Origin of the sequence: Sulfitobacter faviae, assembly GCF_029870955.1 — a bacterium.
Taxonomy (GTDB): domain Bacteria; phylum Pseudomonadota; class Alphaproteobacteria; order Rhodobacterales; family Rhodobacteraceae; genus Sulfitobacter; species Sulfitobacter faviae.
This window is the reverse complement of the sequence record NZ_PGFQ01000001.1, coordinates 29,756-43,486: the sequence shown is the minus strand read 5'-3', so window position 1 is coordinate 43,486 and position 13,731 is coordinate 29,756. Positions and strand designations below refer to the sequence as shown.

General features: G+C 64.1%; 16 protein-coding genes and 3 pseudogenes. 18 read left to right on the top strand and 1 reads right to left on the bottom strand.

The features are described 5' to 3' along the window. Window positions 1-8: 8 nt before the first annotated feature. Window positions 9-362, bottom strand: a complete 354-nt coding sequence (gene rpsF, locus CUR85_RS00270; protein WP_067261847.1) for a 30S ribosomal protein S6 — start codon at window positions 360-362, stop codon at window positions 9-11. Between the two features lie 223 nt (window positions 363-585). Between rpsF and fabD the strand changes: the two are divergent. From fabD to CUR85_RS00180, 18 genes and pseudogenes are all read left to right on the top strand, one after another. Further along, a pseudogene (gene fabD, locus CUR85_RS00265) lies at window positions 586-1,517 on the top strand (ACP S-malonyltransferase). Between the two features lie 69 nt (window positions 1,518-1,586). After that, window positions 1,587-2,324 carry a 3-oxoacyl-[acyl-carrier-protein] reductase gene (fabG, locus tag CUR85_RS00260; RefSeq protein ID WP_007119971.1) on the top strand — a complete coding sequence of 246 codons (738 nt, stop codon included), beginning with the start codon at window positions 1,587-1,589 and terminating at the stop codon, window positions 2,322-2,324. Between the two features lie 202 nt (window positions 2,325-2,526). Continuing rightward, window positions 2,527-2,760 carry an acyl carrier protein gene (locus tag CUR85_RS00255; protein WP_067261852.1) on the top strand — a complete coding sequence of 78 codons (234 nt, stop codon included), beginning with the start codon at window positions 2,527-2,529 and terminating at the stop codon, window positions 2,758-2,760. 159 nt (window positions 2,761-2,919) lie between these two features. Then, the gene (locus CUR85_RS00250) at window positions 2,920-3,453 is read left to right on the top strand and encodes a GNAT family N-acetyltransferase (RefSeq protein ID WP_067261853.1); all 534 of its coding nucleotides are present in this window, start codon (window positions 2,920-2,922) and stop codon (window positions 3,451-3,453) included. 142 nt (window positions 3,454-3,595) lie between these two features. Then, a complete protein-coding gene (gene fabF / locus CUR85_RS00245) occupies window positions 3,596-4,855 on the top strand; it encodes a beta-ketoacyl-ACP synthase II (protein ID WP_067261855.1) in 1,260 nt (419 codons plus the stop codon). Continuing rightward, window positions 4,856-6,039 (top strand): annotated as a pseudogene (gene mltG / locus CUR85_RS00240) (endolytic transglycosylase MltG). It abuts the gene before it with no gap. 223 nt (window positions 6,040-6,262) lie between these two features. After that, entirely contained in the window at window positions 6,263-6,454 is a 192-nt protein-coding gene (locus tag CUR85_RS00235) for a hypothetical protein (RefSeq protein WP_280320958.1), read from the top strand. A gap of 60 nt (window positions 6,455-6,514) precedes the next feature. After that, window positions 6,515-7,885, top strand: coding sequence for a DNA-packaging protein (locus CUR85_RS00230; RefSeq protein ID WP_197470816.1), 1,371 nt, complete (start codon window positions 6,515-6,517; stop codon window positions 7,883-7,885). A 131-nt stretch (window positions 7,886-8,016) separates the two neighbouring features. Beyond that, window positions 8,017-9,195 (top strand): phage portal protein, encoded by a 1,179-nt coding sequence (locus CUR85_RS00225; RefSeq protein ID WP_067261861.1) that lies wholly within the window; start codon window positions 8,017-8,019, stop codon window positions 9,193-9,195. Beyond that, a complete protein-coding gene (locus CUR85_RS00220; RefSeq protein WP_425520103.1) occupies window positions 9,185-9,412 on the top strand; it encodes a GTA head formation protein, RCAP_rcc01685 family in 228 nt (75 codons plus the stop codon). The genes CUR85_RS00225 and CUR85_RS00220 overlap by 11 nt, the downstream gene beginning before the upstream one ends. Before the next feature lie 23 nt (window positions 9,413-9,435). Further along, a complete protein-coding gene (locus CUR85_RS00215; RefSeq protein WP_067261863.1) occupies window positions 9,436-10,050 on the top strand; it encodes an HK97 family phage prohead protease in 615 nt (204 codons plus the stop codon). Between the two features lie 29 nt (window positions 10,051-10,079). Continuing rightward, window positions 10,080-11,257 (top strand): annotated as a pseudogene (locus CUR85_RS00210) (phage major capsid protein). Between the two features lie 166 nt (window positions 11,258-11,423). Continuing rightward, window positions 11,424-12,023 (top strand): head-tail connector protein, encoded by a 600-nt coding sequence (locus CUR85_RS00205; protein WP_067261866.1) that lies wholly within the window; start codon window positions 11,424-11,426, stop codon window positions 12,021-12,023. After that, the gene (locus CUR85_RS00200) at window positions 12,020-12,358 is read left to right on the top strand and encodes a head-tail adaptor protein (RefSeq protein WP_136720133.1); all 339 of its coding nucleotides are present in this window, start codon (window positions 12,020-12,022) and stop codon (window positions 12,356-12,358) included. Before CUR85_RS00205 ends, CUR85_RS00200 begins: the two co-directional genes overlap by 4 nt. A 145-nt stretch (window positions 12,359-12,503) precedes the next feature. Next, window positions 12,504-12,764, top strand: coding sequence for a DUF3168 domain-containing protein (locus CUR85_RS19980; RefSeq protein WP_343245388.1), 261 nt, complete (start codon window positions 12,504-12,506; stop codon window positions 12,762-12,764). Window positions 12,765-12,799: 35 nt separating this feature from the next. Further along, entirely contained in the window at window positions 12,800-13,222 is a 423-nt protein-coding gene (locus CUR85_RS00190) for a phage major tail protein, TP901-1 family (protein ID WP_067263135.1), read from the top strand. Between the two features lie 2 nt (window positions 13,223-13,224). Beyond that, window positions 13,225-13,539: a gene transfer agent family protein gene (locus CUR85_RS00185; protein WP_067263133.1), complete on the top strand. Its 315-nt coding sequence runs from the start codon at window positions 13,225-13,227 to the stop codon at window positions 13,537-13,539. Next, window positions 13,536-13,682, top strand: a complete 147-nt coding sequence (locus CUR85_RS00180; protein WP_425520102.1) for a phage tail assembly chaperone — start codon at window positions 13,536-13,538, stop codon at window positions 13,680-13,682. Before CUR85_RS00185 ends, CUR85_RS00180 begins: the two co-directional genes overlap by 4 nt. Window positions 13,683-13,731 lie beyond the last annotated feature (49 nt).

Genomic DNA, 13,731 nt, shown 5'->3' with positions numbered 1-13,731 from the left:
GCTGGCGATCAACGGCGCTCGCGACGGTTGTCGCGTTCGTCGCGTTTCTGCATCTGCACGGAGGGCAGTTCTTTGTGCTCGTCGACCTTGATGGTCAGGACGCGCATCACGTCATCATGCAGGCGCATCAGGCGTTCCATTTCCTGCACGGCTGTCGCGGGTGCGTCCGAACGCAGGAAGGCATAGTGGCCCTTGCGGTTTTTGTTGATCTTGTAGGCCATCGTCTTGACGCCCCAGTACTCGCTGTCGACGAGCTTGCCGTCGTTGTCCGCGAGAACGGTGCCGAAGTGTTCGATGAGGCCCTCTGCTTGCGTGTTGGACAGGTCCTGACGCGCAATCATAACATGCTCATAAAGCGGCATGTGCACTCCTATTTGTATCAAGGCGCATTTCATAGGCGGGGCGTTCATCCTTGCTCCCCACCACGAGAGTCTGCGCGGTTCATATGCTGTGCAAGGAAGCGCCCGTATACACGGTTTCCCGGCCACGGCAACCCCCGGCGCGGGCGCGCGGGCCGGGACGGGCTTGCCCTTGCGGCATGGGACGCGATACATCGGGTGAAATCGCTAATAAGAGGCTGCAACCATGAGCATCGCATTCGTTTTCCCCGGGCAGGGCGCCCAGACCATCGGCATGGGCCGCGATCTGGCCGAAGCCTACCCCGAGTCCCGCGCCGTTTTCGACGAGGTCGATGCGGCCTTGGGCGAGAAACTGTCGGAGCTGATCTGGGACGGCGACATCGACACGCTGACCCTGACCGAGAACGCCCAACCCGCGCTGATGGCGACCTCATTGGCCGCCATGGCCGCGCTGAAGGCCGAGGGTGTTAGTGTCGAGAAGGCGGCCTTTGTGGCCGGGCACAGCCTTGGCGAATACTCGGCACTCTGCGCTGCGGGCGCGCTGTCGCTCGCGGACACCGCGCGGCTGCTGCGCATCCGCGGCAAGGCCATGCAGGCCGCCGTGCCGGTGGGTGAGGGCGCCATGGCGGCGATTCTCGGCCTCGGCATCGAAGAGACCGAGAAACTGGCCGAAGCCGCCGCCGAAGGGGCCGTCTGTCAGGTCGCCAATGAGAATGACCCGAGCCAGAACGTGCTCTCCGGCGAAAAGGCCGCGGTAGAGCGGGCCGTTGCCATGGCGAAAGAGGCCGGGGCCAAGCGCGCGTTGTTGCTGCCCGTCTCCGCCCCTTCCATTGCCCCTTGATGGGGCCGGCTGCGGAAGAGATGGCGAAAGCATTGGGCGAGGTGACCTTCAACGATCCCGCCGTGCCGCTGGTCGCCAATGTCACCGCCGAGGCGGTGTCGGACGCCGCCCGCATTCGGGAGTTGCTGGTTGAACAGGTCACAGGCCGCGTGCGCTGGCGTTCCTCGGTCGAGTGGATGGCCGCGCAGGGCGTGACAGAGGCGTGGGAGATCGGCGCGGGCAAGGCGCTTTCGGGCATGATCCGGCGCATCGACAAAAGTGTCGCCACCCGCAGCATCGGCACGCCGGATGAGGTTGAGGCCGCGTCTGACGCCTGAGGCATGAAAATAGGCGGGATTTCCGCCGCGTCGGGGCCTCGCGCCCTTTGAGAGAATAAAGGAAGAGACATGTTCGATCTTACAGGAAAGAATGCCCTGATCACCGGCGCTTCGGGCGGCATCGGCGCGGATATTGCGCGCAAGCTGCACGCCCAAGGGGCTACCGTTGGCCTGTCGGGCACGCGGACCGAACCGCTTGAGGCGCTGAAGGCCGAGTTGGGCGAACGCGCCCATGTGCTGCCGTGCAACCTCAGCGATATGGAGGCCGTGGACGCGCTGCCGAAACAGGCGGCGGAGGCCATGGGCTCGGTCGATATTTTGGTGAACAATGCGGGCATCACCCGCGACAATCTTTTCATGCGCATGTCGGATGACGAGTGGAATTCGGTGCTGAACGTGAACCTCACCGCGACCTTCAAGCTCTGCAAAGGGGTGATGCGCGGCATGATGAAGGCGCGTTGGGGCCGGATCATCAATATCTCCAGCGTGGTGGGCGCCACGGGCAACCCCGGCCAGGCCAATTACGCGGCCTCCAAGGCGGGTGTCGTGGGCATGTCCAAGTCGCTTGCCTATGAGGTGGCAAGCCGCGGGATCACTGTGAACGCCGTGGCGCCGGGCTTCATCACTACTGCGATGACCGACAAGCTGACGGATGAGCAAAAGTCTGGAATCATGGGGCAAATCCCCGCAGGCCGCATGGGCGACCCGGATGAGATTGCCGCCGCCGTGGTCTATCTTTCCAGCGCCGAGGCCGCTTATGTGACAGGGACCACCTTGCATGTGAACGGCGGTATGGCCATGTTGTGACCCTGCGCCTCAATAGCGTTTGCCAAGCCCGGCGCATGTGCTAAAGGGGGCGCAGAATCGAAACGGAGGGTGCTTGATCACCCCCTGCGCCTTGTGCGAACAAGGAAATAGCCGCCCCTTTTGGGGCATCCTCCAAACGCCGATTACCGGCGGGCGGAAACCAAAAGGGGCCTTGAATGGCCCGAAGACATGAGGACTTATTATGAGCGACGTCGCAGACCGCGTGAAAAAGATCGTTGTAGAACACCTGAGCGTGGAAGAGGACAAAGTGACTGAGAATGCGTCGTTCATCGACGATCTCGGCGCAGACAGCCTCGACACCGTGGAACTGGTGATGGCGTTCGAAGAAGAGTTCGGCATCGAGATCCCCGATGACGCGGCTGAGAACATCCAGACCGTTGGCGATGCGGTCAAGTTCATCAAAGAAGCCTCTTAAGGCTTTGCCGGGCAACCGGCGAATTTGAGTTTTGAGAACGGCGTTGTTCCTAGCGGAATGACGCCGTTTTTATTTGTCTGAACGGGGCGGGCTTGTCCCTTTGGAGCTGAGGTCGCATGTCTGCGCCAAGAAGTTTCAAGCGTGAAGGCAATTCACCCCATGTCCCGCACGATCCCGACCATCAACACCGCCAGACTGACCCTGCGCGCCATGCGTGCCGAGGATTTTCAGCGCTATGCTGAGATTTGGGCGATGCCCGATGTGGCGGACCGGATCCTCGATCAGCCCCGGCCCAAGGGGCAGTCATGGGACGCTTTTCTGCGCAACGCGGGCCATTGGCAGATCACCGGCTTTGGACAGTGGGCGGTGCAGCTTCATCGCCAGCGCGAGATGCTGGGCCAGACGGGTTTCGTCTTTGGCTCCCGCAATTTCGGTGAGGATTTCGACACTTACCCCGAGGCGCGGCTGGTCTTGGCCCCTCAGGCCCAAGACCAGCGGCTTGGGGCCGAGGCCGCCCGGGCGGCACATGAGTGGTTTGATCGGGTGATCACGGGCCGCACGGTCTGCATGATCTCTGCGGGGAATGAGGCCGCTTTGCGGATCGCGAGGGCGCTTGGCTATCAGGGGCTGCGCGACGTCAAGATGGCGGGCGGTGCGGTGCATCTGATGACCCGGCGCGGCCCGCCGGGCTGAGCCCCAATCGGGCGACGGCCCCTGAGATTCGGGCCATCGGCGTTTTTGCGCTCTGCCTGCGGACCCCCGCCGATATGCTTGTGCCTACAGGCTTTTGCAGGGTAAGAGGTTCGCCGAGACATTATCGGCAAGGGGCACTGAGATGCGCAGAGTTGTAGTAACGGGTTTGGGTTTGGTTACCCCGCTCGCGGACGGCGTGGAAGAAAGCTGGAAACGGATCCTTGATGGGAAGTCCGGGGCCGGGCCGATCACCGGCTTTGATGCCAGCAAACTGGTGACTCAATACGCTTGCGAAGTGCCCTTGGGCGATGGCAGCGATGGCACCTTCGACGCCAATAAATACATGGAGCCGAAAGAGCAGCGCAAGGTCGATACCTTCATCCTCTTCGGCATGGCCGCCGCCCAGCAGGCGGTTGAGGATTCGGGTTGGAAGCCGACCGAGCAGGAAGATCAGGAACGCACCGGCGTTCTGATCGGCTCGGGCATCGGGGGGCTGAACTCCATCGCCAATACCGCCGTCATGATGCATGAAAAAGGCCCGCGCCGCGTGAGCCCCTTCTTCGTGCCCGGCGCGCTGATCAACCTGATCTCGGGTCAGGTGTCGATCCGCTATGGTTTTAAGGGGCCGAACCACTCGGTCGTGACCGCCTGTTCAACCGGCGCCCATGCCATCGGCGATGCGGCGCGGCTGATCAAATACGGTGATGCGGATGTGATGATCGCAGGCGGTGCCGAGGCGGCGATCTGTGAGATCGGCATGGCGGGCTTTAACGCCTGCAAGGCGCTCTCGACCAAACGCGGCGACGATCCGCAAAAGGCCAGCCGCCCCTATGACGTGGACCGCGACGGTTTCGTCATGGGCGAGGGCGCGGGCATCGTGGTGCTGGAAGAGTATGAACACGCCAAGGCGCGCGGTGCCAAGATCTATGCCGAGGTGCTGGGTTATGGCCTGTCGGGCGATGCGCATCACATCACCGCCCCTTCCGAGGATGGCGAGGGTGGCGAACGCTCCATGCGTGCAGCGCTGAAGAACGCGGGGCTGGAGCCTTCGGATGTGGATTACATCAACGCGCATGGCACCTCGACCATGGCCGACACCATTGAGCTGGGCGCGGTCGAGCGTCTGATGGGCGATGCGGCGGGCAATGTGACCATGTCGTCGACCAAATCCGCCACCGGGCACCTTTTGGGTGCCGCGGGCGCGATCGAGGCGATCTTCTGCATGCTCGCGATCCGCGATCAGGTAGCGCCGCCGACGATCAACCTCGACAATCCGGCGGTGGAAACCCCGATTGATCTGGCGCCGAACAAGAAGGTCGAGCGCAAGATCGACGTGGCGCTCAGCAATTCCTTTGGTTTCGGCGGCACCAACGCATCGGTTCTGTTCGGGAAAGTCAGCTAAATGTGGCGTCATATCGCCTCTAACGCCGTGACGTTTCTGTTGGTCGGCCTGTTTCTGCTTGGGGGATCATCCTCTGGGGCAAGTCGACCTATGTCTCTGAAGGGCCGTTGGAACAGGCGATCTGTGTGCAGGTCGAGCGCGGCTCGAACATGCGGCAGGTCAGCCAGAACCTTGAGGAGCAGGGCGCGGTTTCCTCGCCCGCGATCTTTCGCATGGGCGCGGATTACGAGGAGAAGTCGAGCAGCCTGAAGGCGGGCAGCTTTCTTGTTCAGCCCGGCACGTCGATGCAGGGGATCGTGGACATCGTGACCCAAGGCGGGGCCAGCACCTGCGGTACTGAGGTTGTCTATCGCATCGGGGTGAACCGGGTGAGCGTGCAGGTCCGTGAGTTGGACCCGGTCACCAGCCGTTTTGTCGAACGCGCGGAATTCACTCCGGGTGAGGAAGAAGCTCCCGAAGCCTATACCGAAATCTCGAGTGCGAATGACACGCGGTTTCGTGTGGCATTGGCCGAAGGGGTGACCAGCTGGCAGGTTGTCGAAGCGCTCAAGCAGGTCGAGCAATTGACCGGCGAGGTTGAGGAGCTTCCGGCAGAGGGCAGCCTCGCGCCCGATAGCTATGAGGTGCGTCCGGGCGACGACCGGGCCGAGGTGATTGCACGGATGGCCGCGGCGCAGGAGGTGCTCTTGGCCGAAGCCTTTGAAGCGCGCGACCCCGATCTGCCGATCGAGACGCCCGAGGATCTGCTGATCCTTGCGTCGATCATCGAAAAGGAAACCGGTGTCGCCGCCGAACGTGAGCAGGTGGCGAGCGTTTTCGTGAACCGTTTGAACCAAGGGATGCGGCTTCAGACCGACCCCACGGTGATCTACGGGGTGACCGAGGGCAAGGGCGTGCTGGGCCGCGGGCTGCGCCGTTCGGAACTGCGGGCAGAGACGCCGTGGAACACCTATGTGATCGACGGTCTGCCGCCCACGCCCATCGCCAACCCGGGCCGGGCGAGCTTGATGGCCGCAGCGCAACCGGCGGAGACGGACTACGTCTTTTTCGTGGCGGATGGCACCGGGGGGCACGCTTTTGCGGAAACCTTGGACGAGCATAACCGCAACGTCGCACGCTGGCGTCAAATTGAGGCGGAGCGCGGCGCGGAAGCGGCGGGCAATGCCTCAACCGGCGGAAACTGAGACCACCTGAAAACCCCGCTGGAGACAGCGGGGTTTTTATTCGCGCGGAGAGCTTGCCGCGCGCCTCTGTAAGGTCTTGTTAACACAGTTTTTCTTGACTTTGCGGACGGTCTGACGTAGGACTTGTGGCACGCTAGAGGACATGGGCAAACGGCCCCGGGGTGACCCGGCGGTCGTTTTTTTGTGTCTGCTCGGTTGGGGATAACCAACGAGAGGTAAAGCGATGACGATCATTACCCCGGAGCAAGAGACGGAAGACAGCGCGGAAATCCTGCGCGGTCTCCAAGAAGCAATCGGCGCGCTGCGTCGGGAAATCGAAGGTCTGACGGAACAGGCCCGGTCCGGGGGGAACTCAAGGAAACTGCGGTGTCTGGCAAAACGTCCAAAGTGGCGGGACTGCTGGCGCATTGCCTGAAAGCGGAGAACACGCTGAATGACTGTCGGAACCGACAAGCTGGAATCGCGCGCGGGGGCTATGCCCTCGACATGGACAAAGCGCGGGCTGACATCGGGTGCAAGCTGGATCGCCTGCGCCGATGCTCAGACCCAGGCGCAGTTTCTGAATGAACTCGGTGAGGGAGAGCTTCTGGCTCTCCCTTTTTTGTTTGAGTTCTGGGCGCTCAACCACCAACTGCCGCCCGAGGGCGATTGGCGGACATGGGTGATCATGGGCGGGCGCGGCGCGGGCAAGACGCGGGCCGGGGCGGAATGGGTCCGCAGCAAGGTTGAGGGGAGCCGACCGCTTGACCCCGGTGCGTGCAGTCGCGTGGCGCTGGTGGGCGAGACCATCGAGCAGGTGCGCGAGGTGATGATCTTTGGCGACAGCGGCATTCTGGCCTGTAGCCCGCCGGATCGGCGGCCCGATTGGGAGGCGACGCGCAAGCGGTTGGTCTGGCCGAATGGGGCGATTGCCACGGTGCATACGGCGCATGACCCCGAAGGGCTGCGCGGGCCGCAGTTCGATGCGGCTTGGGTGGATGAATTGGCAAAGTGGAAGCGCGGGCAGGAGGCTTGGGACCAGTTGCAGTTTGCGCTGCGTTTGGGGGAGCGCCCGCAGGTCTGCGTGACGACGACACCGCGCAACGTAGATGTGTTGAAGGCGCTTTTGGCCGCGCCCTCGACGGTCACGACCCATGCGCCGACGGAGGCGAATGCGGCCAATCTGGCGGGGTCGTTCCTTGAAGAGGTGCGGGCGCGCTACCGGGGCACGCGGCTGGGGCGGCAGGAGTTGGACGGGGTTCTGTTGGCCGATGCCGAAGGGGCGCTGTGGACCTCGGCCTTGTTAGAGGCGGGGCGGCTGCGGGAGGCGCCGGAGTTGGACCGCATCGTGGTGGGCCTTGACCCTGCCACGACCAGCGGGGCGGGATCGGATGAATGTGGCATCGTGGTGGTGGGGGCGCAGACCAAGGGGCCGCCGCAGGATTGGCGGGCGGTGGTGCTGGCCGATTGCACGGTGCAGGGGGCCACGCCGATGGGCTGGGCGCAGGCGGCGATTGCGGCGATGACGCGCTACGGGGCGGATCGGTTGGTGGCTGAGGTCAATCAGGGCGGGCAGTTGGTGGCCGAGGTCTTGCGGCAGGTCGATCCGCTGGTCTCGCTCAAGACCGTGCATGCGGCGCGGGGCAAGGTGGCGCGGGCCGAGCCTGTGGCGGCGCTTTATGAGCAGGGCCGGGTGAGCCATTTGCCGGGGCTCGATGCGCTGGAGGATCAGATGTGTCTGATGACGGCGCGGGGGTACGAGGGCAAGGGCAGCCCGGACCGCGCCGATGCGCTGGTCTGGGCGCTGCATGAGCTGATGATCGAGCCTGCCGCGCAGTGGCGCAGCCCGGGGGTGCGGAGCCTGTGAGCGGGCTGTTGCGCGGGGCAGCGCACGGTGGGTTTCTCCAGCGTTAAGGGATTTCAGGGAAAGTCTGACAACGCCGGGCAATGCGGGGCAGGTCTTCGCCGCCGGGGCCGGGCAGAATGAGGAGCGACGACATGGTATTCGATTTTCTACGGCGTGGGGCGGCAGGTGAGACAGCAGAGCGCAAAGCATCCGCCACGGGGCCGGTCGTCGCCTATCAGTCCTCGGGCCGTGTCGCTTGGAGCCCGCGCGATAGCGTGAGCCTGACGCGTGCCGGGTTCTGTGGCAATCCGGTTGGGTTCCGCTCGGTCAAGCTGATCGCTGAGGCTGCCGCAGCGTTGCCGCTGGTCGTGCAGGACAGCGCGCGGCGCTATGACGAACACCCGCTGATCGAACTGATGCGCCGCCCGAATGCGGGCCAAGGCCGGGCGGAGATGCTTGAGGCGCTGTATGGGCAGATGCTTTTGAGCGGCGATGGCTATGTCGAAGCCGTGGGCGGTGAGAGCGGTTTGCCGGTAGAACTGCATGTACTTCGCTCGGACCGGATGAGGGTGGTGCCGGGGGCGGATGGCTGGCCTATCGCCTATGAATATGCGGTGGGCGGGCGCAAGCACCGTTTCGATGCAAGCGGTGCGGCGACGCCGGTTTGTCATATCCGCAACTTTCACCCCCAGGACGATCACTATGGGTTCAGCCCCATGCAGGCGGCGGCCATGGCAATGGATGTGCATAACGCGGCGAGCCGTTGGTCGAAGGCATTGTTGGACAATGCCGCGCGGCCCTCCGGCGCGATCGTCTATCGCGGGGCCGAGGGGCAGGGCAAGCTGAGCGAGGATCAGTATGACCGGCTGGTGAGCGAGATGGAGAGCCATCACCAAGGCGCGCGCAATGCCGGGCGGCCGATGCTGCTGGAGGGTGGGCTCGACTGGAAGCCGATGGGATTTTCGCCCTCGGATATGGAGTTTCAAAAGACCAAGGAGAGTGCGGCGCGGGAGATTGCGCTTGCCTTTGGGGTGCCGCCGATGCTGATCGGGGTGCAGGGCGATGCCACTTACGCGAATTATCAAGAGGCGCATCGGGCGTTCTATCGTCTGACAGTGCTGCCTTTGGCGACACGGGTGACGGCGACGCTGGCGGAGTGGTTAAGCGGGTATTTGGGGGCGGCGGTGAGTTTGAAGCCGGACCTCGATCAAGTGCCTGCATTGGCTGCGGAGCGTGATGCGCAATGGGCGCGGGTGTCTGCGGCGGCGTTTCTGAGCAATGCGGAGAAACGCAGCCTGTTGGGGCTTCCAGCGGTGGCCGATGATGCCTGAGCTGCGTGAAATCGAGCGCTTCGAATGCGCGCCGGGGTTGCGGCTTCAAGCGCATGAGGCGCTCAGCGCGGTGCACCGGGAGAACATGCAAAAGCGGCTCGACCGGATTGAGCAGATGATGGAGCGGTTGGAACGGCGGCTGTGGCTTACGGTCTACGGCGTGGTGGCGGTGATCTTGGCGCAGGCGGTGCAATCCTTTCTGGCGGTGGCACCATAGCGGGCTGAACGAGGAAAAATACGATGACTTATCAATTGGATGCCTCCGGCGGCTGGCCGGAGAACGGGGAAGTTGCGCCTACGGGCAGCGGGTTGGAGCATAAATTTGCCCGCTTCGGCAGCGTGACGCCGGTCGAGGATGGGCTGGAAATCAGCGGCTATGCCAGCCTCTTTGGCGCGGTCGATCAGGGCGGCGATGTGGTCGAGCCGGGGGCCTATGCAGCGAGCCTTGCGGCGGTCGCGAAGGCGGGACGCAGCGTCAAGATGCTGTGGCAGCACGATCCGGCCCAGCCCATCGGCGTTTGGGACGAGGTGCGCGAGGATGGCCGGGGCCTTTGGGTCAAGGGGCGCATCCTTAGCACTGTGGCCAAGGGCCGGGAGGCGGCGGCGCTGATCGAGGCGGGGGCCATCGACGGGCTCAGCATCGGCTACCGCACCGTGAAGGCGGGCAAGACCACCAAAGGGCTGCGGCTGTTGTCGGAACTGGAGCTTTGGGAGGTGTCTTTGGTGACCTTTCCGATGCTGCCCTCGGCGCGGGTCGGGGCGAAGGGGGAGTTCAGGGCCGTGGGCTATGTGCTGCGCGAGATGGCGGCGGCCTTTGATGCCGCGCGGGCCGAGATGGTGCGGGGCAGAGCCTGAGTTTGACTGAGCAGATCGAAGGAAAAGCGATGACCAAGAGTGAGATGAGCACAAAGGCGGGCAAAGACCTGTCTCCGGCGGAGGAAGTGCGGCAGGCCGTGAGCGGTTTTGTCAGTGACTTCAACGGCTTTCGGGCCGAGATCGATACGAAACTTCAACAATCAGAAGAGCGAATTGCCATGATCGACCGCAAGATGACCCTGCCTGCCCGCAGCCCTTTGGGGGGCGCGATCGATCACGATGCGCCGCATAAGAAAGCCTTTGACGCCTATCTGCGCAACGGCGATGACGACGGGCTGCGGGGGCTGGAACTGGATGGCAAATCGATGTCGACGGCGGTGAATTCGGATGGCGGCTATCTGGTGGATCCGCAAACCGCCGACCGGGTGCAATCTGTGCTGAATGCGGGCGCGTCGATCCGCGCAATTGCCTCGGTGGTGCAGGTGGAGGCCACGTCTTATGACGTGTTGGTCGATCACGCCGATGTGGGCGCTGGTTGGGCGACCGAGAGCGGCGCGCAGGCCGAGACGGACACGCCCCAGATCGACCGGATCACCGTGCCGCTGCATGAGTTGAGCGCGCTGCCCAAGGCGAGCCAACGTCTGCTGGATGACAGCGCCTTTGATATCGAAGGTTGGCTGGCGGGGCGTATCGCTGACAAATTTGCACGGGCCGAAGCGGCGGCTTTTGTCAGCGGTGACGGCATCGACAAGCCTACCGGTTTTCTGAGCCATCCGGCGGTGGACAACGGCGTCTGGACCTGGGGCAATCTGGGTTATGTCCCCAGCGGCACCAACGCCAACCCCGAGGCGGATGCGATCATTGAGTTGGTCTATGCCCTTGGCGCGGCTTACCGCAAGAATGCGGTTTTCGTGATGAACTCAAAGACCACGGCAAAGGTGCGCAAGTTGAAAGACACCGATGGACGGTTCCTGTGGTCCGACGGGTTGGCGGCGGGGAGCCTGCGCGGCTGATGGGCTATCCGGTGCTGGTGGCCGAGGACATGCCCGATCCGGCGACCGATGCGATGGCCATCGCCTTTGGCGACTTTTCGGCAGGCTACACCGTGGCCGAGCGCCCCGATCTGCGCATCCTGCGCGATCCGTTCAGCGCCAAGCCGCATGTGCTGTTCTATGCCACCAAACGTGTCGGCGGCGACGTGAGCGATTTCGCGGCGATCAAGCTGATGAAATTCGGCCTGGCGTAAGCCGGTGCCGAAGCCGGGGCCGGGGCAACTTGGCCCCGGTCCGGACGTGCGCCTGCGAGGTTGCGTTGTCTAGCTGCTCCCCTCCGACCGAGCAATGCAACCGGTGCGCGTCCGGGAATAACCGCATGGCCCCGAGGGGCGCGGGAGCGATTTTTGGAGACGTTCGATGATGTTGATCGAAGAGACAAATGTGCCGGATGCGGTCTTGCCGGTTGAGGCCTTCAGAATGCATCTGCGCCTTGGCACCGGCTTTGCGCAGGACGGCCTTCAAGACCCGGTGTTGCGCAGCTTCCTGCGCGCGGCGATGGCGGCGGTGGAGGCGCGGACGGGCAAGGTGTTGATCATTCGGCGTTTTGCCCTGTCGCTGACCTTTTGGCGCGATGCCGCGGCGCAGGTCTTGCCCGTGGCCCCTGTGCAAGAGATCGCGCGGGTGGCGCTTGTGGCGCGGGACGGGGTGGAGACGGCGGTGGACCCCGAGCGCTATTGGCTGGAACGCGATGCGCAAGCGCCGCGTCTTCGGGCCAGCACCGCCGCCCTGCCGCGCATCCCGAGTGCGGGGGCCGCGCTAATCAGTTTCGACGCGGGCATGGCCGCTGATTGGGGCGGGTTGCCGGATGATTTGGCCCAAGCGGTGATGCTGCTGGCCGCGCATTACTATGAATACCGCGACGATACGGCGCTTGGCGAAGGGTGCATGCCCTTTGGCGTCAGCAGCCTGATCGAACGCTACCGCCGGGTGCGCCTCGGCTTTGGGGGAACGGCATGAGCCGCCCGCAGTTGAACCGGCCCCTTGTATTGGAAGCGGCGCAGCGGGTGAGTGATGGCGCGGGAGGGCATCACGAGGTCTGGCAGCCCGTGGGCACCCTCTGGGCCGAGGTGCGCGCGCGGACGGGGCGGGAGACTGCGCAGGGCGGGGTGGCCGTCAGCCGGATGGGGGTCAAGATCACAGTGCGTGCGACGCCGGAAGGTGCCCCGCAGCGACCAACCCCCGAGCAGCGGTTTCGCGAGGGCACGCGGGTCTTCGTAATCCGGGCGGTGGCCGAAAGCGATGCGGGCGGGCGGTATCTGATCTGCTTTGCCGATGAGGAGGTGGCGGTATGACCTATGCGCTTTCAGGGGCATTGCAGGCGGCGGTTTATGACCTGTTGCAGAGCGATCCGGGGCTCACCGCGCTGATCGGTGACGCGGTCTATGACGCGGTGCCAGGGGGAGCCTGCCAGAGACCTATGTGCTCTTGGGCCAGGAGGTGGCGAAGGATCTGTCGGATCCCGAAGGTGCAGGGGCGGAGCATCGGCTGACCCTGTCGGTGGTCACCAGCGCGCCGGGGTTCAGCACGGCGAAGGGCTGCGCGGCGGTGATCTCAGACCTGCTGCATGGGGCGGTGCCGGCGCTCAGCCGGGGGCGCGTGGTGGATATGGCCTTTCTCAAAGCGACGGCGCGGCGGATCGATGGGGCCTCTGCCCGACGGATCGACCTGCAATTCCGCGCCCGGGTCGCGGACGCATAAGACTTTAGATTTCAGATTGGTGCGAGGAGACAGTGATGGCAGTTCAAGCGGGCAAGGACCTTTTGGTCAAAGTGGATATGACCAGCGATGGGCAGTTCGAGACGATCGCCGGGCTCAGGGCCAAACGGGTGAGTTTCAACGCCGAAACGGTGGATGTGACCTCGCTCGATTCAAGCGGCGGTTGGCGGGAGTTGCTGGCGGGTGCCGGTGTCCGCTCAGCCGCGATCAGCGGGTCGGGGGTGTTCCGCGATGCGGGCACCGATGAACGGGCGCGGCAGTTGTTTTTCAACGGGCTGACGCCGGATTTTCAGGTGATCATTCCGGATTTCGGCGTGGTGCAGGGGCCGTTTCAGGTCTCCGCTTTGGAATACGCGGGGTCGCTGAATGGGGAGGCCACCTTTGAGCTTAGTCTGCAATCGGCGGGGGAGCTGATCTTTACGCCCGATGTGGTGGTGTGAGCATGGCGAACCCGTGGCGCGGCGAGGTGAGCCTCGTGATTGATGGTGAACGTCATGAGGCACGGCTGACCCTTGGGGCCTTGGCCGAGTTGGAGGCGGGGTTGCAGGCCGACAGCCTTGTGGCCCTGGTAGAGCGGTTTGAAAGCAATCGTTTTTCGAGCCGCGATGTCTTGGCCCTGTTGCTGGCCGGGCTGCGCGGAGGTGGGGCGGAGATGGATGCCGCAACGCTTGAGCACGCGCAGATCGAGGGCGGGCCGATGGCGGCGGCGCGGGCCGCGGCTGAATTGCTGGCGCGGGCCTTTACGGTGCAGGCGTGAACGCGGCAAGCGGCTTTGACTGGCCCGCGTTGCTGCGGGTGGGGCTGTCACGATTGGGGCTGCTGCCGGATCAATTCTGGGCGCTGACGCCGGCGGAGTTACAGTTGATGCTGGGGCCGAAGTCTGGCCCGCGCCACTGCTGAGCGACGGTCTCGCCGCGCTGATGGCGGCCTATCCAGATGAGACGAAAGG

Excerpts from the sequence above, each read along its gene's own strand:
- CUR85_RS00230 (WP_197470816.1), top strand. The coding sequence starts at position 6,515 with ATGCCCTCGACATGGACAAAGCGCGGGCTGACATCGGGTGCAAGCTGG.
- CUR85_RS00190 (WP_067263135.1), top strand. The coding sequence starts at position 12,800 with ATGGCAGTTCAAGCGGGCAAGGACCTTTTGGTCAAAGTGGATATGACC.
- fabF (WP_067261855.1), top strand. The coding sequence starts at position 3,596 with ATGCGCAGAGTTGTAGTAACGGGTTTGGGTTTGGTTACCCCGCTCGCG.
- CUR85_RS00225 (WP_067261861.1), top strand. The coding sequence starts at position 8,017 with ATGGTATTCGATTTTCTACGGCGTGGGGCGGCAGGTGAGACAGCAGAG.
- fabG (WP_007119971.1), top strand. The coding sequence starts at position 1,587 with ATGTTCGATCTTACAGGAAAGAATGCCCTGATCACCGGCGCTTCGGGC.
- CUR85_RS00255 (WP_067261852.1), top strand. The coding sequence starts at position 2,527 with ATGAGCGACGTCGCAGACCGCGTGAAAAAGATCGTTGTAGAACACCTG.
- CUR85_RS00205 (WP_067261866.1), top strand. The coding sequence starts at position 11,424 with ATGATGTTGATCGAAGAGACAAATGTGCCGGATGCGGTCTTGCCGGTT.
- CUR85_RS00235 (WP_280320958.1), top strand. The coding sequence starts at position 6,263 with ATGACGATCATTACCCCGGAGCAAGAGACGGAAGACAGCGCGGAAATC.
- CUR85_RS00200 (WP_136720133.1), top strand. The coding sequence starts at position 12,020 with ATGAGCCGCCCGCAGTTGAACCGGCCCCTTGTATTGGAAGCGGCGCAG.
- CUR85_RS00220 (WP_425520103.1), top strand. The coding sequence starts at position 9,185 with ATGATGCCTGAGCTGCGTGAAATCGAGCGCTTCGAATGCGCGCCGGGG.
- CUR85_RS00250 (WP_067261853.1), top strand. The coding sequence starts at position 2,920 with ATGTCCCGCACGATCCCGACCATCAACACCGCCAGACTGACCCTGCGC.
- rpsF (WP_067261847.1), bottom strand. The coding sequence starts at position 362 with ATGCCGCTTTATGAGCATGTTATGATTGCGCGTCAGGACCTGTCCAAC.
- CUR85_RS00215 (WP_067261863.1), top strand. The coding sequence starts at position 9,436 with ATGACTTATCAATTGGATGCCTCCGGCGGCTGGCCGGAGAACGGGGAA.
- CUR85_RS00185 (WP_067263133.1), top strand. The coding sequence starts at position 13,225 with ATGGCGAACCCGTGGCGCGGCGAGGTGAGCCTCGTGATTGATGGTGAA.